This window comes from Thermococcus sp. (assembly GCF_027011145.1).
In the GTDB taxonomy this organism is placed as follows: Archaea; Methanobacteriota_B; Thermococci; order Thermococcales; family Thermococcaceae; genus Thermococcus.
This window is the reverse complement of the sequence record NZ_JALVAO010000042.1, coordinates 20,455-40,640: the sequence shown is the minus strand read 5'-3', so window position 1 is coordinate 40,640 and position 20,186 is coordinate 20,455. Positions and strand designations below refer to the sequence as shown.

22 protein-coding genes are annotated in these 20,186 nt (G+C 52.6%); 6 read left to right on the top strand and 16 right to left on the bottom strand.

What is annotated here, in order from left to right; all coding sequences use genetic code 11:
* Nucleotides 1-588 (bottom strand): hypothetical protein, encoded by a 588-nt coding sequence (locus tag MVG27_RS05080; protein ID WP_297548238.1) that lies wholly within the window; start codon nt 586-588, stop codon nt 1-3.
* 105 nt (nt 589-693) lie between these two features.
* Between MVG27_RS05080 and MVG27_RS05075 the strand changes: the two genes are divergently transcribed.
* Nucleotides 694-1,002: a DUF3368 domain-containing protein gene (locus MVG27_RS05075; protein ID WP_297548240.1), complete on the top strand. Its 309-nt coding sequence runs from the start codon at nt 694-696 to the stop codon at nt 1,000-1,002.
* Between the two features lie 11 nt (nt 1,003-1,013).
* Here MVG27_RS05075 and MVG27_RS05070 read toward each other — a convergent pair whose 3' ends face one another.
* From MVG27_RS05070 to MVG27_RS05015, 12 genes are all read right to left on the bottom strand, one after another.
* Nucleotides 1,014-1,469, bottom strand: coding sequence for a hypothetical protein (locus MVG27_RS05070; RefSeq protein ID WP_297548242.1), 456 nt, complete (start codon nt 1,467-1,469; stop codon nt 1,014-1,016).
* A gap of 77 nt (nt 1,470-1,546) precedes the next feature.
* Nucleotides 1,547-1,942, bottom strand: coding sequence for a type II toxin-antitoxin system VapC family toxin (locus MVG27_RS05065; protein WP_297548244.1), 396 nt, complete (start codon nt 1,940-1,942; stop codon nt 1,547-1,549).
* Nucleotides 1,939-2,175, bottom strand: coding sequence for an AbrB/MazE/SpoVT family DNA-binding domain-containing protein (locus tag MVG27_RS05060; RefSeq protein ID WP_297548246.1), 237 nt, complete (start codon nt 2,173-2,175; stop codon nt 1,939-1,941). Before MVG27_RS05060 ends, MVG27_RS05065 begins: the two co-directional genes overlap by 4 nt.
* A 104-nt stretch (nt 2,176-2,279) precedes the next feature.
* A complete protein-coding gene (gene rpsG, locus MVG27_RS05055) occupies nt 2,280-2,927 on the bottom strand; it encodes a 30S ribosomal protein S7 (RefSeq protein ID WP_297466517.1) in 648 nt (215 codons plus the stop codon).
* A 5-nt stretch (nt 2,928-2,932) separates the two neighbouring features.
* Complete coding sequence (locus MVG27_RS05050) at nt 2,933-3,376, bottom strand: 30S ribosomal protein S12 (RefSeq protein ID WP_042688992.1); 444 nt, start codon at nt 3,374-3,376, stop codon at nt 2,933-2,935.
* Nucleotides 3,377-3,386: 10 nt separating this feature from the next.
* On the bottom strand, nt 3,387-3,824 hold the full coding sequence (locus MVG27_RS05045) for a NusA-like transcription termination signal-binding factor (RefSeq protein ID WP_297065070.1): 438 nt from the start codon (nt 3,822-3,824) through the stop codon (nt 3,387-3,389).
* The gene (locus MVG27_RS05040) at nt 3,824-4,132 is read right to left on the bottom strand and encodes a 50S ribosomal protein L30e (protein ID WP_042688989.1); all 309 of its coding nucleotides are present in this window, start codon (nt 4,130-4,132) and stop codon (nt 3,824-3,826) included. The genes MVG27_RS05045 and MVG27_RS05040 overlap by 1 nt, the downstream gene beginning before the upstream one ends.
* A gap of 13 nt (nt 4,133-4,145) precedes the next feature.
* The gene (gene rpoA2, locus MVG27_RS05035; protein WP_297556311.1) at nt 4,146-5,321 is read right to left on the bottom strand and encodes a DNA-directed RNA polymerase subunit A''; all 1,176 of its coding nucleotides are present in this window, start codon (nt 5,319-5,321) and stop codon (nt 4,146-4,148) included.
* A 5-nt stretch (nt 5,322-5,326) separates the two neighbouring features.
* On the bottom strand, nt 5,327-8,044 hold the full coding sequence (locus tag MVG27_RS05030; protein ID WP_297548235.1) for a DNA-directed RNA polymerase subunit A': 2,718 nt from the start codon (nt 8,042-8,044) through the stop codon (nt 5,327-5,329).
* A gap of 5 nt (nt 8,045-8,049) precedes the next feature.
* A complete protein-coding gene (locus tag MVG27_RS05025) occupies nt 8,050-11,421 on the bottom strand; it encodes a DNA-directed RNA polymerase subunit B (protein ID WP_297556298.1) in 3,372 nt (1,123 codons plus the stop codon).
* 18 nt (nt 11,422-11,439) lie between these two features.
* Nucleotides 11,440-11,688 carry a DNA-directed RNA polymerase subunit H gene (locus MVG27_RS05020; RefSeq protein ID WP_297065044.1) on the bottom strand — a complete coding sequence of 83 codons (249 nt, stop codon included), beginning with the start codon at nt 11,686-11,688 and terminating at the stop codon, nt 11,440-11,442.
* Between the two features lie 232 nt (nt 11,689-11,920).
* Nucleotides 11,921-12,601 (bottom strand): thioredoxin family protein, encoded by a 681-nt coding sequence (locus MVG27_RS05015; RefSeq protein WP_297466532.1) that lies wholly within the window; start codon nt 12,599-12,601, stop codon nt 11,921-11,923.
* 132 nt (nt 12,602-12,733) lie between these two features.
* Here MVG27_RS05015 and MVG27_RS05010 point away from each other — a divergent pair, with 132 nt between their 5' ends.
* Genes MVG27_RS05010 through MVG27_RS05000 form a run of 3 tightly spaced genes read left to right on the top strand, consistent with a single transcriptional unit; the run spans nt 12,734 to nt 14,797 of the window.
* Nucleotides 12,734-13,426, top strand: coding sequence for a transcriptional regulator (locus tag MVG27_RS05010; protein ID WP_297556297.1), 693 nt, complete (start codon nt 12,734-12,736; stop codon nt 13,424-13,426).
* Nucleotides 13,410-13,613, top strand: coding sequence for a 4Fe-4S binding protein (locus MVG27_RS05005; RefSeq protein WP_297548227.1), 204 nt, complete (start codon nt 13,410-13,412; stop codon nt 13,611-13,613). Before MVG27_RS05010 ends, MVG27_RS05005 begins: the two co-directional genes overlap by 17 nt.
* On the top strand, nt 13,610-14,797 hold the full coding sequence (locus MVG27_RS05000; protein ID WP_297548225.1) for an NAD(P)/FAD-dependent oxidoreductase: 1,188 nt from the start codon (nt 13,610-13,612) through the stop codon (nt 14,795-14,797). Before MVG27_RS05005 ends, MVG27_RS05000 begins: the two co-directional genes overlap by 4 nt.
* Here the strand turns inward: MVG27_RS05000 and MVG27_RS04995 are convergent.
* Nucleotides 14,781-15,581, bottom strand: a complete 801-nt coding sequence (locus MVG27_RS04995; RefSeq protein WP_297548222.1) for a hypothetical protein — start codon at nt 15,579-15,581, stop codon at nt 14,781-14,783. The two genes, MVG27_RS05000 and MVG27_RS04995, sit on opposite strands and share 17 nt — an antisense overlap.
* A gap of 30 nt (nt 15,582-15,611) precedes the next feature.
* A complete protein-coding gene (gene topA, locus MVG27_RS04990; protein ID WP_297548220.1) occupies nt 15,612-17,738 on the bottom strand; it encodes a DNA topoisomerase I in 2,127 nt (708 codons plus the stop codon).
* An 82-nt stretch (nt 17,739-17,820) separates the two neighbouring features.
* Between topA and MVG27_RS04985 the strand changes: the two genes are divergently transcribed.
* Both MVG27_RS04985 and MVG27_RS04980 read left to right on the top strand, forming a co-directional pair.
* Entirely contained in the window at nt 17,821-18,732 is a 912-nt protein-coding gene (locus MVG27_RS04985) for a hypothetical protein (RefSeq protein ID WP_297556309.1), read from the top strand.
* 10 nt (nt 18,733-18,742) lie between these two features.
* Nucleotides 18,743-18,946: a MoaD/ThiS family protein gene (locus MVG27_RS04980; RefSeq protein WP_297471024.1), complete on the top strand. Its 204-nt coding sequence runs from the start codon at nt 18,743-18,745 to the stop codon at nt 18,944-18,946.
* Here MVG27_RS04980 and MVG27_RS04975 read toward each other — a convergent pair.
* Nucleotides 18,935-20,137 (bottom strand): pyridoxal phosphate-dependent aminotransferase, encoded by a 1,203-nt coding sequence (locus MVG27_RS04975; RefSeq protein ID WP_297548231.1) that lies wholly within the window; start codon nt 20,135-20,137, stop codon nt 18,935-18,937. The two genes, MVG27_RS04980 and MVG27_RS04975, sit on opposite strands and share 12 nt — an antisense overlap.
* Between the last annotated feature and the right edge of the window lie 49 nt (nt 20,138-20,186).

Here is a 20,186-nt window from a genome sequence, read left to right as displayed (position 1 = left end):
TCAGAGCTTTATCGAAAGCTCTGCCTTGTCAGTCTTCTTGAGCTGGATTGCGAAGAGGGCCTTCTCGATGGAACGCTTGCGGAGGTAGAAGATTATCATCAGGATAAAGCTCACTACGGACAAGAGGGAGGAGAGTCCTATTAACACCCAGAACCTGGTGGAGTCTTTTACCTCAAGGCTTCCCGTTATCACGGCAATCTCTACGAGTGCCGTTATGAATCCGAGGCCAAGCCAGAGTATTAGTGTATCCCTGAACGCCTCTGAAACGTAGTCATGTGCCTTTGAATAAGCCTTCTCCAGAATCTCTATCTCTGAGGTTTGGGCTTCATCTTTCCTGTAAGCTTCGACGAACTTTTGGGGATCAGCTTTTAGCTTGAGAAGGTCATATGCAACAACTACTAATGCTATTGGAACTCCAATGGTACTTACCAATCCTGCTATAATCCCTAAAGTAGATTCTGTGTTCCTGAATGCATCCCAAAAGTAATATATTCCCAAAATTGGAGTGGATATTAACAGGATAAACAAGGTTAAAGGAAGATTACTTCCTTTAAGCTCTTTTTCAAGAGCCTCTACCCTGCTTCCCATTTCCCTTCTCCCTCCGGGTATTTATTGATTTCCCTTCTCCCGAAGGGTATAATACTGGGCGAAGGCGTTAAATATCATGACACCAATCGCTAACCCGGTGGGAAGATGGGAAAGAAAATAGTTGTTGAGCTACCCGGAATGGTGAAGATGAAGTTTCTGCTTGAGATGATTGACCACGGAGAGGCCGAGACGATAGCGTTTGCCCTCGAAAATGAGGTTGATTTGATCGTTCTCGATGACAAGGACGCGAGAAAAGTCGCGAGGGGCTTTGGGGTGAGGATAACGGGAACGCTTGGCTTACTCCTCCTCGCGAAGAGAAGAGGTTTTATATCTCAGATTGCTCCCTACGTGGAAGAGCTGAGAAGAAACGGCTTCAGGATCTCGGATGAGGTTGTAAAAAGAATTCTAAGATAAGCAGGAGAGCTTTAGGCTTTTTTCGCCTTCTTCATGCCGATTTCGACGCCCTTGGCGATGGCTTCTTGGAGGAGGAGCTCCTTGTATCTTTCCCTGTATGCACGCCATTTGTAGAGACCGTACACAGTAAATCCAAATGTCAATAGACCGAGAGCGGTTATGATCGTGGTGCTGTCTTTTTCCGCTTTTGTTATAATTTCGAAGGAAAGTAACCAGAATGAAATAACTGAGAGGATTACCACCTGCAGTCCCTTGTCCATTCCATCTTTCGCGCAGCTCTTAGTTTTGCAGTCCTCAGGATTTATTGTATTGTATAAATCACTGAATCTCAACCAAGCTCCAAACAATGAAAAAAATCCAACAAGACCAAGATTAAATCCGCGTCGCCCATTTCCCTCCTCCCTCCGGGTACTTATAGATTTCCCTCCTCCCGGAGGGTATAATACTGGGAAGAGAGTTGCACACACCTACAACAGCACGGTAAGTGGTAGTAAATCCAGCATTTCCCTTTTGGCTGTAGAAGACCTGAAAAACAATGGGGAACTCAAAGCCATTCTATTTTGACCTTGTCCTCAACGCTCCTAAACTCATCATCTCCGGTTAGGAGAGTTGCGTTCAGGTCTATTGCCGTTGCAACGGCGAAGGCATCGGCGTAGCTGAGCCGGTGGAAGGCTTTTATCCTTCCGGCTATGAGAGCGAGCCTCTCATCGACAACCACGAGTTTGATCGGTTCCCTCCTGATAAGGGCAACTGCAAGATTTGCTATATCCGTTCCCCTCTTTCTTGAGATGACATAGTAAACCTCGCCGAGATTCACCACGTTCATGTAAAGTTCTGCCTTCCCTCTCCTCCCGAGGTTGAGATACTCCTCAACTCTCTCCGCGGCCGCTTCGTCATTTATGTAAGCCAAAACTGCATAGCTATCCAAGACGACCCTCATTCTCTGGCCTCCAGCTCCTCTTCCTCTTTCCGGATTTCTTGGAGTATCTCTCTGACAGGTTTCTCGAACTTTACAAGCCCCCTGAGCTTCAGGTCTTTCTTTACCGGAACGATCACAATCTCGTCTCCAAAGTCAAGAACCTCAAGCTCGTCGCCCTCTTTGATGCCAAACTTCTCGCGAATTGCCTTGGGTAAGACTATCTGGCCCTTTGAGGAAACTTTGACTGTTACCATCTTACATCCACCAAAATTGTCTTACTCAACGAGCATAAAAACGTTTTGGGACAGAAATCTGGAAACGTACAAATGGAGAAATGAATGAGAAAAACTTCCAGCCCTCAGCGTGAGGACTGGGCAATCCTCTCGATTTCTTCCTTCTTGCTGTAGGCGAAGCTCTTCGGGTCCTTGTTGGCAGCAGCTATAATTTCCTCGGCGAGGGCCTGGGCGTAGGTGGTCTTGTTGCGGTAGCACTTTATGCTAGCTCCAAGGGCTATGTTCTTGAGGGCGACGTCAAGCCTCCTGAGGGGAGAAACGTCAACAGCCATGTGGTAGCGGATTCCACCGAAGGCGATGGTGGTTGTGTCCTCCCTCGGGGCGGAGTTCTCGATTGCCCTTATGAGTACCTGAATCGGGTTCTGCTTGGTTCTTCTCTCGATAATCATGAAGGCCTCCTTAACAACTTCGTAGGCCTTCATCTTCTTGCTCATTATCGAGCGGTGCTCCCTCCTCATGAAGTGACCGCCGGCCTTGTAGTGGCTGGCACCGCTCCTCATGACCTTGTTGATGAGCCTTTCAACGATGTGAACGTTGGCCTTGCCAAAGGGCTTCTTGGCGTGCCTGCCGTGGCTGTGCGGGAGGATTCTGGCGTCGAGGTTTATGTAGGGCCTCAGAGAGGGGTCGTTGACAACGACATCCTCAACGCTCCACCTTCCCATGACCTTGAGCTCCTTCGGGATGAAGAAGCGCTCACTGAGTGGCTTGGCCATCCCATTCACCTCCTCGGCTTCTCCTTTCTTCCCTTGACGAGCTCCTTGAGGCTAACGCGGTTCACCTTGACGACCTTGTAGCGGATTCCGGGGATATCACCCATAGAACCACCCTTAGGACCGCCGATTCCCTCGATTATGACCTCATCGTGCTCGTCGATGTGGTTTATGGCACCGTCACCGGGTGTAAAGGCGGTAACGACCTTACCGTTCTTTATGAGCTGAACACGAACTGCCTTACGCATTCCCGAGTTCGGCTGCTTGGCCTCGACCGCTATCTTCTCAAGGACTATTCCCCTGGCCTGCGGAGCGCCTTCAAGCGGGTCGCTCTTCTCCTTAAGCCTGAGGACCCTTCTCTTGTACCTTATGTCGCTCCAGCGGAACTTCTTCCTCTTGAGCTTAAGCTTTCTACCAGCGAATTCACCATACGGAGCCTTCTTTCCGGGCATGAACATCACCTCAAATTATAATCACGTCGTGAATGCCGTGGTGTCTCTCCATCAACTCTTTCACGAGGTTTATATTCTGACCGCCCCTTCCTATTGCGCGAGGCTTGTCGCGCGGGCCGATATCGAGGAGGGCGACCTTCTTACCGTCCTTCTTCTCGGTGATATGAACCTTTTTAACCTTAACTCCGAGGCTCTTATAAATGTTCCTCAGGAACTCCTCAGGATTCTCGGAGTGCTCGATGAGTTCAATTTCCTTGCCGAGCATCCCCTGGACGCGCTTGACGTTCGCACCCTTCTTTCCGAGGGCCAGACCCATCTCGCCCTTCTTGATGACGTAGATGAGCCTGTTCCTGTTGGTGTCTATGAGGCAGTCCAAGACCGTCGCTCCGGTCATGCTCTCGAAGAGGGCTATGTACTTTATCTGGTCTGTGTTGAGCTTGAGCGGCATCACTCCTTACCCCCGGCAAGGGCGAGTATCTTGCTCTCGCCCGGGTCGATTATCGCGAGGGCCGAAACGGTGTGGGGTCTTCCAAGGAGAGTTCCAAGCTCGACGCTCGTTCCCTCAAACTCGTAAACAGGTATTCCACTGAGCTTGGCGTAGTAGTAGATGTCCTCCTTTATGTCAGGCCTCGCGTTCCTGGCCACTATAATCATCTTGGCACCGCCGACCTTTGCGTAGTGTATGCTCTTCTTGGCTCCCATAACTATCTTACCCGTGTCCTGGGCTTTCCTAAGTTCAAAGGCGAAGTCAACCATTAACTACACCTCCCTACTCCCTTTTCGGTCTCAGGGGGAGATTCATTGCCAGCTTGACTATTCCGGTCCCGACTGGAACCGGCTGGCCGATGAGGACGTTCTCAACGACACCGTTGAGCGGGTCAACCTCTCCCCTCTCGGCGGCCTCGAACAGGTGCTGAGTTGTAATCTCAAAGGCCGCCCTCGCTAAGACACTCGCCTTCTCCCCGACGATACCGTGCCTGCCTATCGGCAGGATTACGCCGTCGAGGGTCATCATATCGGCGACGAGCATGATGTGCCTGACGTCAACCTCAAGACCCTGCTCGCGCATCGTGTTGACGATTTCCTCGATGATGGCGTTTCTCGCTGCCTCAATTCCGAGAACTTCTGCAATCTCGTGGATGTTGTTGGTTCTGGTTCTCGTGGGGTCAACGCCCGGAACCTTGAGGACCTGCTTGAAGTTAGAGCCCTCGGTGTAGATTACGTACTCGTCGCCTTCCTTCCTTATGATGGTCTTCCCAACGCCAGAGAGACCCTTAAGACGGTGCTTTTTAACCTTTTCGGCAAGCTTTCTCAAATCTGAAAGCTTCGTTGCCTTCTTTGGCCTCACTATGAGGGTATATCCATCAACCTCGACCTCAGCACTCTTAAAGGAGCTCTCAAGCTTTCTCTTAACCCTATCCATGTCGAGGCCGGCCTTCTCAAGCCTCTCTGGGTCAATCTCGACTATGAACTCAAAGTTGAGGATGTCTATCGTCTCCTCCCTCGCGAGGTTCTCAAGGGTTGTTCCTTCTATCCTCCTCGCGACTTCAAGGGCCTTCTCCCTGTCGTAGCGGTGCTTCTCGTCGAGGTAAACGGTCATAATGGGCGTTGATGGGTTTTTCCTAGCGTCAACAATCTCGATGATTCTCGGCAGACCGAGGGTAACGTTTATCTCAGCGACACCCGCGTAGTGGAAGGTGTTAAGGGTCATCTGGGTTGATGGCTCGCCAATTGACTGGGCCGCGACCGTTCCTATGGCCTCCCCAGGTTCGACCAAGGCGTTCTGGTATTCCTTAACAGTCTCCTCGATTATGGCCTCAACCTCGGCCTTCTTGAGGTCGTACTTCTCATTGTACTTCACAAGCTTCTGGTAAAGCTCCTCCTTAACACTTGGAGGAAGGTCGGCTTTATCAACAAGACTTTTGATAGTCCTCTTGGAAACCATGAGCATCACCCCTTAGCACGGGTCTTCAACAGGGTTCTGATTATAATCCTGTCCACATCAACGGTCTTTCCGCCCCAGCTCTTCATCGGGTCAACGCCGTCCTCTCCATAGCGGAACTGAACGATGATTCCGGTGGGCTCTCTAACGGTTCCATCGTAGTCTACCTTGAGGTCTTGGAGGGCGTTTATCAATCTCCTCTGCATGTAACCGCTCTGGGCAGTTCTTACCGCGGTGTCGACGAGACCTTCCCTACCACCCATCGCGTGGAAGAAGTATTCCTGAGGCGTTAGACCGCTTTTGTAGGAGTTTACTACGAATCCCCTGGCTCTGGCTCCCAAATCCCCGGGCTTGAAGTGAGTCAGAACTCTTCCGCGGTAGCCACGGTAGAGACGCTTTCCTCTAATGGACTGCTGGCCAAGTAAAGCTGCCATCTGGGTGATATTGAGTATCTTACCCCTCGCTCCGGTCTTGGCCATTATCACCGCGTGATTGTTCATACCAAGGTATTTCTCAGCGACCTTACCGGCGTTATCACGCGCTTCAGCGAGAACGGCCATTATCTTGCTCTCAAGGGTCTCCTCCAGGGTCTTACCCGGGAGAGGTTCGAGCTCACCGCGCTTGTAGGCCTCGATGAGCCTGTTAACTCTCTCTTCAGCCTCGCGGATTATCTCCTTAATCCTGTCAAGGGCCTCCTGAGGCAGGTCTTCGTCGTCTATCGCAGTGGTAAAGCCCTTGTGGGTTATTACCCAGATTGTCAACTTGGTAACCTGGTCAAGGAACTGCCTGGCCCTCTCGACGCCGTACTCCCTCACTATGATGTCGAGGAGCTTTCCGTCCTCCCTGCCGTAGGCCTTTTTGTCTATTGCACCGCTGAGGAGCTTTCCGTTCTGTATGTAGACGAAGCCGTCGTAGGCGAGCTTTCTGACTTCCTCCTCGCTGGGAACGAGCTTCTCCTCGATGAGCTTTTCTAGTGCCTCACATCTCTCGGGTTCATCGCAGAGCTTATTGCGGTACCATATGGTCAGGTCATCCGGAAGGAGGAGCGAGAAGATAGTCTTTCCACTCCAGAGTTCAACGCCGTTTTCGACTTTGTCGGGCTTTGGAAGCTCGTCAACATCAACGCCGGCAAACATAAGCATCTGCTCGACTTCACTCCTCGTAAAGTACGCCCCCTCGCGCGTGAGGAGATAACCTCCGGAGATGTGGTCCTGGATTCCAGCTATGAGCGGGCCTCCATACCTCGGCGAGATTATGTGGTTCTGGACTTCCATGAGTATCTTCGCTTCTGCTTGAGCTTCCTCCGTCTGTGGCACGTGGAGGTTCATCTCGTCACCGTCGAAGTCAGCGTTGTAGGGCGGGCAGACTGCCAAGTTAAGGCGGAACGTCCTGTAGGGCATTACCCTAACGCGGTGGGCCATGATACTCATCCTGTGGAGCGATGGCTGTCTGTTGAAGAGAACGATGTCACCATCCTCGAGATGTCTCTCAACCGTCCAGCCGATGTCGAGCTTTTCAGCTATGAGCTCGCGGTTGGTTTCCATGAGGCGAATTCTCCTTCCCTCGGGATCGATAACGTAGTTGGCGCCAGGATACTTATCGGGGCCATTGAGAACCCTCTGCCTGAGCTTCTCGTAGTTGAACTCCGTAACCTTTTCAGGAACGGTTAGCTCCATTGCCACAGGTATAGGAACGCCGACCTCGTTGATGCTTATCATCGGGTCAGGGCTGATGACAGTTCTCGCTGAAAAGTTAACACGCTTACCGCTGAGGTTTCCACGGAAGCGACCCTCTTTACCCTTCAAACGTTGGGCGAGGGTCTTCAGCGGTCTTCCGCTCTTGTGCTTGGCCGGGGGAATTCCAGATGTTTCGTTGTTGATGTAAGTTGTCACGTGGTACTGCAGAAGGTCCCAGAGGTCTTCTATAATCAGCTGTGGCGCTCCGGCCTCGATGTTGGACTTGAGGCGGTTGTTGATACGGATGATATCGACCAGCTTGTGAGTGAGGTCGTCCTCAGCGCGAATACCGCTCTCAAGCGTGATGGATGGCCTCATGGTAACGGGCGGAACTGGAAGGACGGTGAGAACCATCCACTCGGGACGGGCCTTCTCGGGGTGCAGGCCGAGGAGCGGTAGGTCCTTGTCGGGTATCTTCTCAAGCCTGTCTCTAACCTCGCTCGGCATCATCCTGTGCTTGTACTCGTTGCCCTCCTCGTCCTTCCTGAGCTCCCAGTAGATGGTCGGCCTCTCGAACTTAATCGGGAACTGCGGTGCCCCACAGTGCGGGCAGACCATTCTCTCCTTGGCCTTTTTGTGTATCTCCTTGATGAGCCTGTCTTTGGCCTTCTTTCTGTCGCCGACAACTTCGAACTTCTTCATGTATTCCTCAATCTCCTCATCTGTGAGCTTTATCCTTCCGCACTCCCTACATGTACTCTCCAGAACGCGGTGGATGGTCTTGGCAAAGCCCACGTGAATTACCGGCCTGGCAAGCTCGACGTGGCCGAAGTGGCCCGGACACTCTCCTGCTCTTGCACCACAGGTCTCACATCTAAGACCGGGGTCAATGACGCCGAGCCTCTTGTCCATGAGGCCCCCTTCTATTGGATAACCATCGTCGTCGTAGGTGTCTGGAACTGTTATCTCGGCGGCGCTCATCTTTCTGATTTCCTGGGGTGAGAGTATACCAAACTCAATACTTCCGATGACCTTTTTCATCGACTGCATGGCCATCACACCCTATCCTTCAACCTGAGGGAAGGCCTAATCACCATCGCCTTCAGCTCGTCGAGGAGCAACTTAAACGCGTAGCTCATCTCGACCTTGCTTATCCTCTCCTCCTCGCCACAGACCGGACAGTAGACCTTACCGCGACGCTTGTCCTCTAAAGCTAAGTGTCCACAGTTCTCGCAGACCCACACCTCAGTCTTGTCGCTCTCCTCCAGGAGACGCTCTATGAGTAGCATTGCCGCACCGTGACCGATTAAGACATCACGCTCCATCTCACCAAAGCGAAGACCACCTTCCCTGGCCCTTCCCTCGGTTGGCTGTTTGGTGAGGACCTGAACCGGACCTCTGCTTCTCGCGTGCATCTTGTCGGCGACCATGTGGTGCAGTCTCTGGTAGTAGATAACGCCGACGAATATATCCGCCTCAAGTCTTCTGCCGGTTATACCGTCGTACATGATTTCCCTTCCGCTGTGCTTGAAGCCGAGCTCTTCAAGTTCCTTCCTCAGCTTCTCCTCTGGCTCACCGATAAAGGCCGTTCCATCAACGCGCCTGCCCTTGAGAGAAGCCACTTTTCCGCCTATTGCCTCTATGAGCTGTCCAACGGTCATACGGCTTGGAATACCGTGCGGGTTGACGATTAAATCTGGAACGATACCGCTCTCGGTCCAGGGCATATCCTCCTGCGGGACGATTAAACCGATAACACCCTTCTGACCGTGTCTTGAAGCGAACTTGTCTCCCAGCTCAGGAATGCGGAGGTCCCTAACAGTAACCTTAACGAGCTTGGTTCCATCGCCGGTCTCGGTGACGATGACCTTGTCAACTATACCCCTCTCACTCGGCCTTACCGTCACGCTCGTCTCGCGCCTACCCTGGAGGGCGACACCTCCAAGGCCACTCTGCTCCTCAAGGAACCTAGGCGGAGAGGTTCTACCAACGAGGACGTCCTTTCCTTCGACCTTCGATTCGGGGAAGATGAGACCGTCCTCGTCGAGGTGCCTGTAGTATTTTTCACCAAGGTAGCCCTGTATCGTCGGGTCGGGGATTTCGAAGGCGTCCTTCTGACCGCCCAGATACCTCTTCTCCTCAGCTTCGTAGGTTCTGAAGAAGGTTGACCTGGCCAATCCGCGCTCGATTGAGGCCTTGTTGATGATTACGGCATCCTCCATGTTGTAACCGTGGTAGCTGAGGACGGCCACAACGAAGTTCTGACCAGCGGGCCTCTCCTCGAAACCGACTGCTTTCATTATCCTCGAGTTGACGAGCGGAACCTGCGGGTAGTGCATGAGGTGACCTCTGGTATCAACCCTAATCCTGAAGTTTGACCAGCCGAGGCCGAGGCTCTGCTTGGCCATACCGGCACCGTAGGTGTTACGAGGTGCAGCATTGTGCTCCGGGTAAGGAACGAGTGAAGCCGGTATACCGAGTATCGCGGCCGGCATCAGCTCTAGGTGGGTGTGCTCCTCGGTTACTTCCCATGGCCAGGTGGCAACGTAGGCGTTCTCCTCTTCTTCGGCATCGAGGTATTCGATGACGCCCATCTTGATGAGGTCGCTCCAGGTAAGGGTTCCGTTCTTTATACCCTCAATGTGCTCGCGGGTGAGCTTGGGCTTTCCGTTCTCGACTATTATGAGGGGCCTCCTAACCCTACCGTCATCGCTGTTGACGTAGATTTCCTTAACTTCCTCGTCCTCGTAGATGGCCACGTTTATGACGTCGCTTATCTTACCGCTCCTCCTGTCGGTTCTTATTCTCTTCACGAGACCCCGTCCATCCTCGATTGTTCCGATAAGGACACCGTTGAGGTAAACGCGGTAGAGACCCGGAGCTGGCCTTCTCTCCTCAATCGGGACTATGCCGAGCTTCATGAGGTACTCGCGGACTTCCTCCTCCGGAACGCCGGTGGTTATCTGGGACATCAAAGCTAAGTTCTTAACCAGACCACAGTTGGGACCTTCGGGCGTCTCGGTGGGACAGATTCTACCCCAGTGGGTTCCGTGTAAATCACGCGCCTCGAAGTGGGGCTGGTCCCTGCTGAGCGGGGAAGTCACGCGCCTGAGGTGGGAGAGCGTTGAGATGTAGTTAGTTCTGTCAAGGAGCTGGCTCACACCGGTTCTTCCACCGGGCCAGGCACCGGTAGCTAGGGCATGCTCAATCCTCTCGCTCAGGACGTCGGGCCTTATCGAGTTTCTAACAAAGCGCTGGACGTTCTCGAAGGTGTATCTCTCACCCTTCCTCTGGTAGGTCTTGGTCATCTGGTATTGCATGTCCTTGACGAGCTGACCGAAGGCTATTCTGAAGAGATCCTTGAGAAGGTCTCCGGCCAGCTTGAGCCTCTTGTTGGCGTAGTGGTCCTTATCGTCTTCACCACGAAGGCCGAGCGAAAGTTCGAGGACCTTCAGGGCCATCATGCCAAGGTAGTAGGCCTTAGCCTTCCTCCTCCCGGGCTCGACTCCCATGTGGGGGAGGAGGTTGTTGTCTATGATGTGCTCCGCCCTCTTGAGCCTGTACTCCTTCGGCTGGCCCGGAAGGGAGAGCCTTCCTATGAGGTCAAGTGCCTCCTCCTGGCTTCTTATGTCGCTTGCATCCTCGAGGTTGTCGAAGAGAATCTGCTGAATCCTCGGGTCGTCGCTGACGGCTTCAACTATCTCCTTATCGCTGAGAAGGCCGAGTGCGCGCATTACGTAGACGAACTTGACGGGCTTGGGGACGTTCGGAATGGACACGTAGAGGATTCCGTCCTTCTTCCTCTCAACGGTAATCAGAGCCCTGTAACCGTGCCTGTAGGAGAAGACCTTGGCAATAACGCGGTTCTGCCTCTCGTCCCTCTCCACGAGTGTCTTGTTTGGAGCGAGGTCTTCGATAGAGACTATAACCCTCTCGGAGCCGTTTATGATGAAGTATCCTCCCGGGTCCTTCGGGTCCTCGCCGAGCTTTATGAGCTCCTCATCGCTGAGACCGTAGAGACGGCAGGCCTTGGATTTGAGCATTATCGGTAACTCACCGATGCGAACCTCGACGGGTTCTTGCTCGATGCCGTTGACGACAGGAATCATTTCGAGGTAAAGGGGAGCAGAATAGGTCAGGTTTCTAATTCTCGCGTCCATTGGATAGAGGGGTCTTCTCTGCCCCTGGGCTTCCTGAAACTCGGGCTCACCGAGCCTAATCCTCCCAAACTTGACTTCCAAACCGGGGATGTCCGGTTTAACGCCACCGAACTCATTGACGACCTCCTGAAGGCCATGCTCAATGAAGGCGTTGTAAGAATCGAGGTGCTGTCTCACAAGGCCTTTCTCCTTCCAGTATGACTCCATAACAAGCCAGAGCTCGTCAGGAGTTAGAGTGGGCTCGTTAACGGTAACTCCTCTGCTCATAAACTCTCACCCCTAAAATCAGTCCTCCACAACGAGGCGGTAATAGTAGTAGTAACCCGCCGTGGGGCTCTTCCTCTTTATCTCGATAACATCGCCGGGTTTTGCTCCGAGAGCAACAACGGCAGGGTCAGAAGCCTTAATCTGTGGAAGCTGGGAAATCTTAATCCTGTACTTCTTGAGGAGTTCCTCCTTCTCCTCCTCACTAAGGATTCTGTGCTCGGGAACCAGCACGTGAGTGAATATATTAAATTCTTTTTTCGCCGCCACCGAGAATTGCCCCCTTAACGTTTTTTATAGAACGATATCACTACCCCCACCTGCGGGTTCCGGTATATAAGCTTTTCGAGTGGTAGCTCGGTGGAAAGGCTTTATATCGGTTGCGTAAAGTTTAAGAACCGATTTCCAGCCCTTTTTGGTTCTTTGATGTATGAAGTTGTTCATTCAAACTTCGGAAGTTTTAAAAACACCGACAAGAGCCGGACAGAAAAGAAAGGAAAGGTCACTCCAGGGCCTGGAGGAGCTTCTCCATAAACATTTTCTCAGGATAAGCACCTTCAAACTGGACCTTGTCCTCGCCGTCCACCTGGATGACTATCTTCGGCACCGCCATGACGCTGTACTGGTCGGCCCACTCAGGGTACTCAATGGCTTCGACCATGTCTCCAAGAATCTTGCCCTTACCTGCCTTGGTGTTCTCGATGGCGAACTTGTGGGCCATTCTAACTGCGAGCGGGCAGTACGGGCATGTCGGAGTGACAAAGACGAGTATTCTAACGTTCCTGTCAATCTTGGCGAGCTCCTCCTTGCTCTCGGGCATCAAGTCCGTGCTCATGTTGCTGACGTCAACTATGTCCTCAAGGAAGGCACCGAACTCGTGGCCGGCGGGAAGGCCGAAGAAGCGAACCCCAACGTCCTGACCGTTTCTGGTTATGCTGACTGCCGGAGCGCGGTCAATCCTGTACTCCTCGGCCTTCTTCTTGCCCTCCTCTGTGTCGAAGTCTATGAACTCATAGCTCAGCTTGTCGCTGAGTTCGGCAAGCTCCTGGACGAGCTGTTTGAGCTGGTCACAGTACTGGCAGTGGTCCTTTCCGGTGAAGACCATGAGCTTAACCGGCTCGGTGAGCTTGGAGAAGAACTCCTCCTTTATTACCTTCTTGTCGGCGTCGCTAATCAGTCCCATCAATCACACCCCCATCTAAAGGTTTATAATCATCACAAACCATCTTCTCTGGGTGAAAATCCCCAGGTTTGCAACCTTAAGTTTAATGTCCAATATATAAGCTTTACGTCACAGGTTTGGGTGGTGTGGGCCATGGATGAACCAGACATTTTTTACATCCTTGGAAACAAGGTGAGGCGCGATTTGCTGAGTCACCTCACCTGCACCGAATGCTACTTCAGTTTTCTGAGCAGTAAGGTTAGTGTCTCCTCAACGGCCGTGGCAAAGCACCTTAAAATAATGGAACGAGAGGGAATCCTGAAATCCTACGAGAGGGAGGGGCCCTTCATAGGACCCGCGAGAAAGTACTACGACATAAACATCGCCAAGACATATGTGGTAACTATCACTCCGAACATCTTCTGGTATCGCGGGCTTGACCTTAGAGCTAACTCGGAGAGTTCAGACCATCTGGAGGAGCAGAAAACCCTGGGAGAGATGATTCTGACCTTCAGAACCCTGAGTGAAGAACTTGAAAACGTCCTCAGAACCCTGCAGAGCATAGAAAACAAGAGAGACAGGCTCATGGCTATGATTAAGGAAAAATATCTAAAGGAAATCGGCGACATGACGCAGTTAGCCATTCTACATTACGTCCTCCTCAACGGAAAAGCCACGGTTGAAGAACTGAGCGACAGGCTCAACCTTAAGGAGAGGGAAGTGCTCGCGAAAGTTAGTGAGCTGGACAAGTTCGTTCCGTTAAGGATAAAAGACGACACCATAACGATAGATGACGAAAGACTGAAGGCAAAGCTCGGCGGTGACGACCATGCCGGAGAAGATTAAAATCGTCGTTAACGAGGACAGGTGCTACCTCTGCGGTGGCTGTGCTGGAGTGTGCCCGACCCTCGCCATAGAGGTCCACTCCACGGGCTGGGAGTTTCTCCAGGACAAGTGCATCAGCTGTAAGATATGCATTAACGCCTGCCCGGTTGGAGCGCTGAGCGCTGAACCCCTGGAGGTGAGCGAATGAGCTGGAAGTACGACGTTGTCGTCGTTGGTTCCGGAATAGCCGGGCCTATAATAGCGAGAAACGTTGCCAAGGCCGGTTTTTCGGTTCTGCTCATTGATAAGAAATGGGCAATTGGAACGCCGAAACAGTGCGCCGAGGGGATAAGCATAAAGGTCTTCGATAAGTACGACATCCCCTATGATAAAAGATTCATCAACCGCGAGATTTACGGTGCAAAGCTCTATTCTCCAAGCGGTTACGAGCTCGAGCTCCGCTATAAGGAGGTCAGCGGTGTAATCCTCGAGAGGAAGGTCTTCGACAAGATGCTGGCCTACTACGCGGCCAAGGCCGGGGCGGACGTTTTAGCTAGAACGGAGGCTTTGGACGTCATAAGGAAGGACGGCAAGGTGGCCGGAATAAAGGCCAAGCACGAGGACGAGCCTGTTGAGATATACGCGGACATAATCGTTGCGGCAGATGGAGTCGAAAGCACGATAGCAAGAAAGGCCGGCATAAACACATACGCTCCGCCACACGAGTTCGACTCGAGCTATGAATACGAGATGCTCATAGAGGGGTTTGACCCAGATTTAATCCACCTCTGGTTCGGCAACGAGGTAGCGCCAAGGGGCTACGTCTGGGTCTTCCCGAAGGACGAGGATAGAGCTAATGTGGGAATAGGCATAGCCTCCGACCACCCGGAGACGGCAAAGTACTACCTCGACAAGTGGCTGAAGGAGAACAACATACCCATGAGGAAAATCCTTGAGGTAAACGTTGGAGTGGTTCCGGTTGGAGGCTTCGTGAAGGAGCTTGTCAAGGACAACGTTTTGGTTGTCGGCGATGCAGCTAGACAGGTAAACCCGATGCACGGCGGTGGAATGGCAGAAGCGATGGAGGCAGGAACCATAGCGAGCAAGTGGATTGTAAAGGCCCTGGAAGAGGAAAACCTCTCACTCCTCCAGAACTACACAAAGGAGTGGTGGGAGACCGACGGAAAGAGGCTTGAGAAGGTTCTTAAGGTTAGGCGCGTTACGGAAAAGCTCACCGATGAAGACCTCGACCTGTTCATCCAGATACTCAGAGGTGCAGACGCCGAGAAAATTGCCTCTGGAGACTACACCGAGGTCATAAAGGCCCTCCTCAAGCACCCGAAGGTCCTTATGAGCAAGAGGAGACTCAGCCTTCTCAAGGAACTTCTCTGAGCCTGAATCCCTTTCCCTTCTTCCTTGAGAACACGACTATCTCCCTCGCCCTTCCAACGCTCAGGCTTCCCCAGGGAGAGCTTATACCCTTGGAGTTCTCGATGAGGTAGTAGAGCTCAACTTCTCCGGAAACAGTTTTTCTGAAACCTGAAACGTCTGGGAGCTCGGTTATCTCGTCGCAGGTTCCGTCCGAGCACTCCAGAGGTCTCTCGTCTAGTCCAGCGCTGAGCTCAAGGGTGAGTAATCTGGCAACTTCCTCCATTGGAGCGGGGTAGAGCCTGTAAAGCCTCCTAACGGCCTTTAAAAGGACTGGAAAGCGTCTGTCCTCCTCGCCTATCCCGTAACCGATGTTCCTCAAGGGGTCCCTAACGGGCCTTCCATGGAGTGCATTCCTGAGCTGGACTATCCTGTTGGCCCACACCATGGTTGGCTTAGGCTCACCGAGGAGGGAGAACCTTCTGTCGAGGGAAAACCCCCTTTCGGGGTTTAGTCCCCTCAACGGGGAAAGCCACAGGTCAAGTTCCGGTTCGCTGATAAACAGATGGCCGGCTTTGAGCACGTCGAGACCTTCAAGGAAGAGCCTGTAGGAGAGCTCAACGTCGTCATCGTTGCATAAAGAAAAGGCATACAGGCTCGCGTCAGCCAGGCCGAGGACGAAGGTTGACTGAACCTCAAGGAGGGTCGCCAGCGTCACCTCGTTTAACCTGACCTCGTCCCTCAGCCTCTCAAGAAACTCGCGGGCGTTGTCGATAAGAACCTTTGAGGCCCTTTCCCAGTCGTCCATGTTTAAAGTTGGGGAGGAAAGCAAATAAGACTATCGCTTCCAGTTCTTGCAGTTCATGTCAAGGCATATCTCGTACTCCCTGCCCTTCTCGCGAATCTTCACAACGGGAGCACCGTTACAGCAGGTCTTTCCGGTCGGGATGACCTCCCCGCGCTGGAGGATTGGGTAAGTTACGTCACACTTCGGCCAGTTGGAGCAACCCACGAACCTCTTTCCAGTTTTCCTGTTGTATTTGAGCACTAAATCGCCACCGCACTTCGGACACTTTCCGAGGACGAGCTTTTCCCTCGATTGGACCTTTTTGTTTTCAGTGGCTTTTGAAGAACCCCCGGACTTTTCAACCTTCGCGGACTCCTTTGAAGTTGTAACTCCCGTTCCGGTCGTCTCAAGGAGCATCTTCCCTATGTCGAGCTCCTTCTCCTTGAAGACCTTGAGGATTTTTATCAACTGCTCTTTGCTCTCCTCGATGACCTCATCCTTCTTGGCTTTTCCCGCCATTATCTCCTCCATCTTCTCCTCGAAGGCCCTCGTCAGTTCAACGCTCACTATGTCGGGCACGTTTTTCTCGAGGGCCTCCACGACCTTCATTCCGAGGGGGGTCACCTTTATCTTCTTCTTGCCCTCTATGTAGCCCCTCTGGTATAGGGTTTCAAGTATCTGGGCACGCGTTGCCTTCGTTCCAATTCCCAAGTCCTCCATTTTCTTGATGACCGATGCAGGCGAATACCTAGCTGGGGGTTTCGTCTTCTTCTTCTCGCGCTTTATCTGGAGAACCTTTACGGGCTCACCCTCCCTGAAAGGCGGGAGAATAACCTCGTCGAACTTGACGTATTTGCCGTAAACCTTCAGCCAGCCTTCCTTGACCGTTCTCGAGCCACTGAGGATGAAGCGGTGGTTGTTGGAGTTTATCACAACCCTCATGCTCTCCCTAACTGCCGGTTCCATGAACAGAGCTAAAAAGCGTCTGACTATCAAATCGTAGAGGTTCTGCTCGTCCTTGGTAAGCTCCCCCGGCTTGGGAAGTTCGCCCGTAGGATATATTGCAGGGTGTGCCGGGTCCTCCTTCTTGCCCTCGACGGGTTTGAGTTTTTCTTTGCCCAGAAGCTCGTGTGCAAAGGGCTTGTATTGGGGAAGTTTGGCGAGGTTTTGAATTATCGAGCGGAAGTTAAGGTTCTTGGGAAGCTTCTGCGATGAGGTGCGGGGGTATGAGGATAGGCCTCGCTCATACAGGCGCTGTGCAAGCTCCAATGTCTTCTTCGGGCTATAGCCGAAAGCTGAGTATGCCTCTCTCTGCAGGGTTCCGAGGTCGAAGGGAACGGGGGGATTCCTCTTCTGCTGTTTAACCTCGACTTTCTCAACGAAGGCAGGCCCCTTCTTGGCTTCCTGAACTATTCTCTTGGCCTCTTCCTCGTCCCAGATTTTGTCCTTCTCATAGCTGGCCGTGTATTTCTCACCGTTCTTCTCAAGGAGCATCTTGATGACCCAGTATGGTTTGGGCTGGAAGTTCTGGATTTCCCTCTCGCGTTCAACGAGGAACTTTAGCGTTGGCCCCTGAACCCTACCTGTCGAGAGAACCATCCACTTACCGCTGGCCCTTTTTATGGCCGAGGTAAGTGCCCTCGAAAGGTTTACGCCCCAGTACCAGTCCAAAACGTGGCGCGCTATTCCAGCGTCCGCCATGCCGAAGTTTATGGTCGGCTCGAGGTTGTACCAGGCCTTTAGGAGGTCCTTCTTGGTTAAGGCCGAGAACTTCATGCGCTTTGCCTTGGAGGGGTCAACGCCACAGGCGTATTTGAGGGCGGTATAGCCTATTACCTCTCCTTCCGTGTCGTAGTCACAGGCGACGATGAACTCATCCGCTTTCTTCGCCAGCGTGGCTAAGGCCTTTATGTAGTCCTTCGCGTAGCTTTTCCCCTTCTCGGCGACATAAACCGGCACCCACTCGATGTCGAAAACTGGATAACCGTAGGTTTTTGTCTTTGGCGCAAGGGAAAACAGGTGCCCAACTGCGGGTGCAACTATAACCTTCTTCCCGTCGCGGGTGAACTCGTAATAACTTACCTTTCCTATGGTTTTCCTAACGGGTTTACCCTCGGCCAGGGCATAGGCGATTTTTCTGGCGACGTTGGGCTTCTCCGCTATTATTAGCGTTACCATAGGCCTCAAGTTGTCTTTGAGAGTGGATATAAAAACCCTGCGAAGGGTTTATAACGGTCTAACAAAACCGTCGTTGATGACGATGCTGAGCGTCGGAGGTGTCGGTGTTCTCTTCAGTGGCGAACTAAACGACGGCTTCGTCGAGGGTTTTAGAAACCTCTTTGCCCGACGCTATCTTCCGGACGTCCTCAGAGCCGAGATAAAGCCCGACGTTTTGATAGAGCGCTTTAAAGGGGACTCCTTCAGGGTATTCAGCGCCATGTACGACGTGAACGGGAAGGACCGTTACAAGCTCGAGTCGGCCGTCCCATCGGCATATAAGAACGAGGCACCGGTTTTCTTCCTCCTACAGGCAACTGCGAGGGCCGGTGCAAGGAAGGGCAGGATTTTCGTGACGGATTCGGTGAGCGTCGTCAACCTTGAGGGGAGGGCCGTTCTCTTCGTTGGTTATCCCCACACGGGAAAGAGCACGATGTCAGCTCTGGCAGTCTCGGAGGGGATGGACGTTTTGAGCACGGAAAACACAGTTCTCGACGTCAGGGACGATAGGCTGTACGTCATCGGCGGAACCGAGGTTCTGGTCTACGACCCGAAAATTGAAGAGATTTACGGGGTTTCCATTGACTACGACGAAACGACGAGGAGCGGGTACAGGATAGTGGATTTGGAAAGCACCGAGAGGAGGAGACTTCTCAAAAAGGGTGTGGAAGTTGAGAAGATTGTCGTCCTCCATGCGTCTTTTGGGGGTGGAAATGCGAGCTTTTCACCCCTTAGGGGAAGGAAAATCAAGAAGACGCTCTGGTACTTCGCAACGTCCCTCCTCAAGGGAATGGACTACTACGAGCCGGCCCCGCTTTACATGCCGATGAGCGACGAGATAAACTACAACCTCAACAAACTCCTCGATTCTGCTGTAAAACACTACTCGGGAAGGATGTTCGAGGCCTTCGGAAACCACAGGGACGTCTTTAGGAGGACAGTTCTCTTCAGGTGAGGTGATTGGGATGATTAGGGTAAAGGTCCTTGGAAGGGGAATCGAGAAGGAAGTGGAATGGAGGAAAGGGATAACCGTTAAGGACATCCTAAGGGAAGTTGGCTTCAACACTGAGAGCGCGATAGCGAGAATCAACGGAAGGGTCGTTTTGGAAGACGAAAAAGTGGAAGATGGAACGGAAGTTGAGGTCATCCCGGTGGTCTCAGGTGGATGAGAGCCTCGCCTTCATGAACGCCTCAAACCTGTCCATGGCCTCTTCAAGTACTTCAACCGGCGGGAGGAACACTATCCTGAAGTGCCAGTCCCCGGCCCTGCCGAAGCCAGAACCGTGGACGAAGAGCACGTGGGCATTGTGGAGAACGTCCAGAACGAACTCCTTGTCGTTCTTCCACTTTGACCTCTCCTCTATGCGGGGGAAGATGTAGAAAGCTCCCTGAGGCTTGACGGCGCTTACACCGGGTATCTCGTTGATGCGCTTGTAGATGTAGTCCCTCCTCTCGCGTAGCTTTGCCATGTACTCTTCAAGGTAGTTCATCGGCCCGGTTAGACCTGCTATCGCCGCGAACTGAGCTGGTGTATTCGGGCAGATTCTTATGCGCATGAGCTTGTCTATTGCCTCCCTGACTTCGGCGAGCTTGTTCTCTGGGTCGACGTAGTAGAAATAGCCCAGACGCCAGCCGGTGGCAAAGTAAACCTTCGAGAGGCCGTTCATGACTATAACTGGAACGTCCTTTGTGAGCGAGCCCGGAGAAACGTGCTTACCCTCGTAGGTCATCAGGTCGTATATCTCGTCGCTTATGACTGGCAAATCGTATTCTCCCGCCAAGTCGAGAATTGCCTTTACCGTTTTCTTCTCGTAGAGTGCCCCCGTCGGGTTGTTGGGGTTTATAACCGCTATGGCTTTAGTTCTCTCGTCAATCAGCTTCCTCATGTCGTCCAAATCAGGTTGCCAGCCGTTTTCCTCAATCGTCAGATACTCCCTTGGCTCGGCACCGTAGAACTTGACGAGGCCCGTGTAGGGCGGATAACTGGGACTTGGAACGAGTATGTTGTCGCCGGGGTTCAGGAGTGCACCGAAAATCAACTGGAGAGCCTCGGTAACGGCGGTAGTAACGCGGACGTCATCTGGTGTTATATCAACCCCGTTCTTCCATTTCTCCCTCCTAACAACCGCTTCCCTCATCTCGGGGAGACCCTCACTGGGACCGTAGTAGTTGTGGCCCTCCCTTATTGCACGACAGTAAGCCTCCTTCATGTGCTCCGGCGGTTGAAAGTCGTATTTTCCGGGGTCACCTATGTTGAGCCTGATGACCTTTATCCCCCTCTTTTCAAGTTCTCTGGCGGGAAGAACAACGTCCCTGATGGCGTACTCCACGCCCATGGCCCTTTCAGATGCCCTAATCATGACAACCACCACCCCAAAGCTTGGGCGTTCACAATAAAAACCTTGAGCC

Bases quoted from the DNA above. Each gene is read 5' to 3' on its own strand.
- MVG27_RS04980 (WP_297471024.1), top strand. From the start codon at position 18,743: ATGATTAGGGTAAAGGTCCTTGGAAGGGGAATCGAGAAGGAAGTGGAA.
- MVG27_RS05050 (WP_042688992.1), bottom strand. From the start codon at position 3,376: ATGCCCGGAAAGAAGGCTCCGTATGGTGAATTCGCTGGTAGAAAGCTT.
- MVG27_RS05060 (WP_297548246.1), bottom strand. From the start codon at position 2,175: ATGGTAACAGTCAAAGTTTCCTCAAAGGGCCAGATAGTCTTACCCAAG.
- MVG27_RS04975 (WP_297548231.1), bottom strand. From the start codon at position 20,137: ATGATTAGGGCATCTGAAAGGGCCATGGGCGTGGAGTACGCCATCAGG.
- MVG27_RS05075 (WP_297548240.1), top strand. From the start codon at position 694: ATGGGAAAGAAAATAGTTGTTGAGCTACCCGGAATGGTGAAGATGAAG.
- MVG27_RS05045 (WP_297065070.1), bottom strand. From the start codon at position 3,824: ATGCCGCTCAAGCTCAACACAGACCAGATAAAGTACATAGCCCTCTTC.
- topA (WP_297548220.1), bottom strand. From the start codon at position 17,738: ATGGTAACGCTAATAATAGCGGAGAAGCCCAACGTCGCCAGAAAAATC.
- rpsG (WP_297466517.1), bottom strand. From the start codon at position 2,927: ATGGCCAAGCCACTCAGTGAGCGCTTCTTCATCCCGAAGGAGCTCAAG.
- MVG27_RS05005 (WP_297548227.1), top strand. From the start codon at position 13,410: ATGCCGGAGAAGATTAAAATCGTCGTTAACGAGGACAGGTGCTACCTC.
- MVG27_RS04985 (WP_297556309.1), top strand. From the start codon at position 17,821: ATGCTGAGCGTCGGAGGTGTCGGTGTTCTCTTCAGTGGCGAACTAAAC.
- MVG27_RS04995 (WP_297548222.1), bottom strand. From the start codon at position 15,581: ATGGACGACTGGGAAAGGGCCTCAAAGGTTCTTATCGACAACGCCCGC.
- MVG27_RS05040 (WP_042688989.1), bottom strand. From the start codon at position 4,132: ATGGTTGACTTCGCCTTTGAACTTAGGAAAGCCCAGGACACGGGTAAG.
- MVG27_RS05080 (WP_297548238.1), bottom strand. From the start codon at position 588: ATGGGAAGCAGGGTAGAGGCTCTTGAAAAAGAGCTTAAAGGAAGTAAT.
- MVG27_RS05025 (WP_297556298.1), bottom strand. From the start codon at position 11,421: ATGAGCAGAGGAGTTACCGTTAACGAGCCCACTCTAACTCCTGACGAG.
- MVG27_RS05010 (WP_297556297.1), top strand. From the start codon at position 12,734: ATGGATGAACCAGACATTTTTTACATCCTTGGAAACAAGGTGAGGCGC.
- MVG27_RS05065 (WP_297548244.1), bottom strand. From the start codon at position 1,942: ATGAGGGTCGTCTTGGATAGCTATGCAGTTTTGGCTTACATAAATGAC.
- rpoA2 (WP_297556311.1), bottom strand. From the start codon at position 5,321: ATGGTTTCCAAGAGGACTATCAAAAGTCTTGTTGATAAAGCCGACCTT.
- MVG27_RS05000 (WP_297548225.1), top strand. From the start codon at position 13,610: ATGAGCTGGAAGTACGACGTTGTCGTCGTTGGTTCCGGAATAGCCGGG.
- MVG27_RS05015 (WP_297466532.1), bottom strand. From the start codon at position 12,601: ATGGGACTGATTAGCGACGCCGACAAGAAGGTAATAAAGGAGGAGTTC.
- MVG27_RS05030 (WP_297548235.1), bottom strand. From the start codon at position 8,044: ATGCAGTCGATGAAAAAGGTCATCGGAAGTATTGAGTTTGGTATACTC.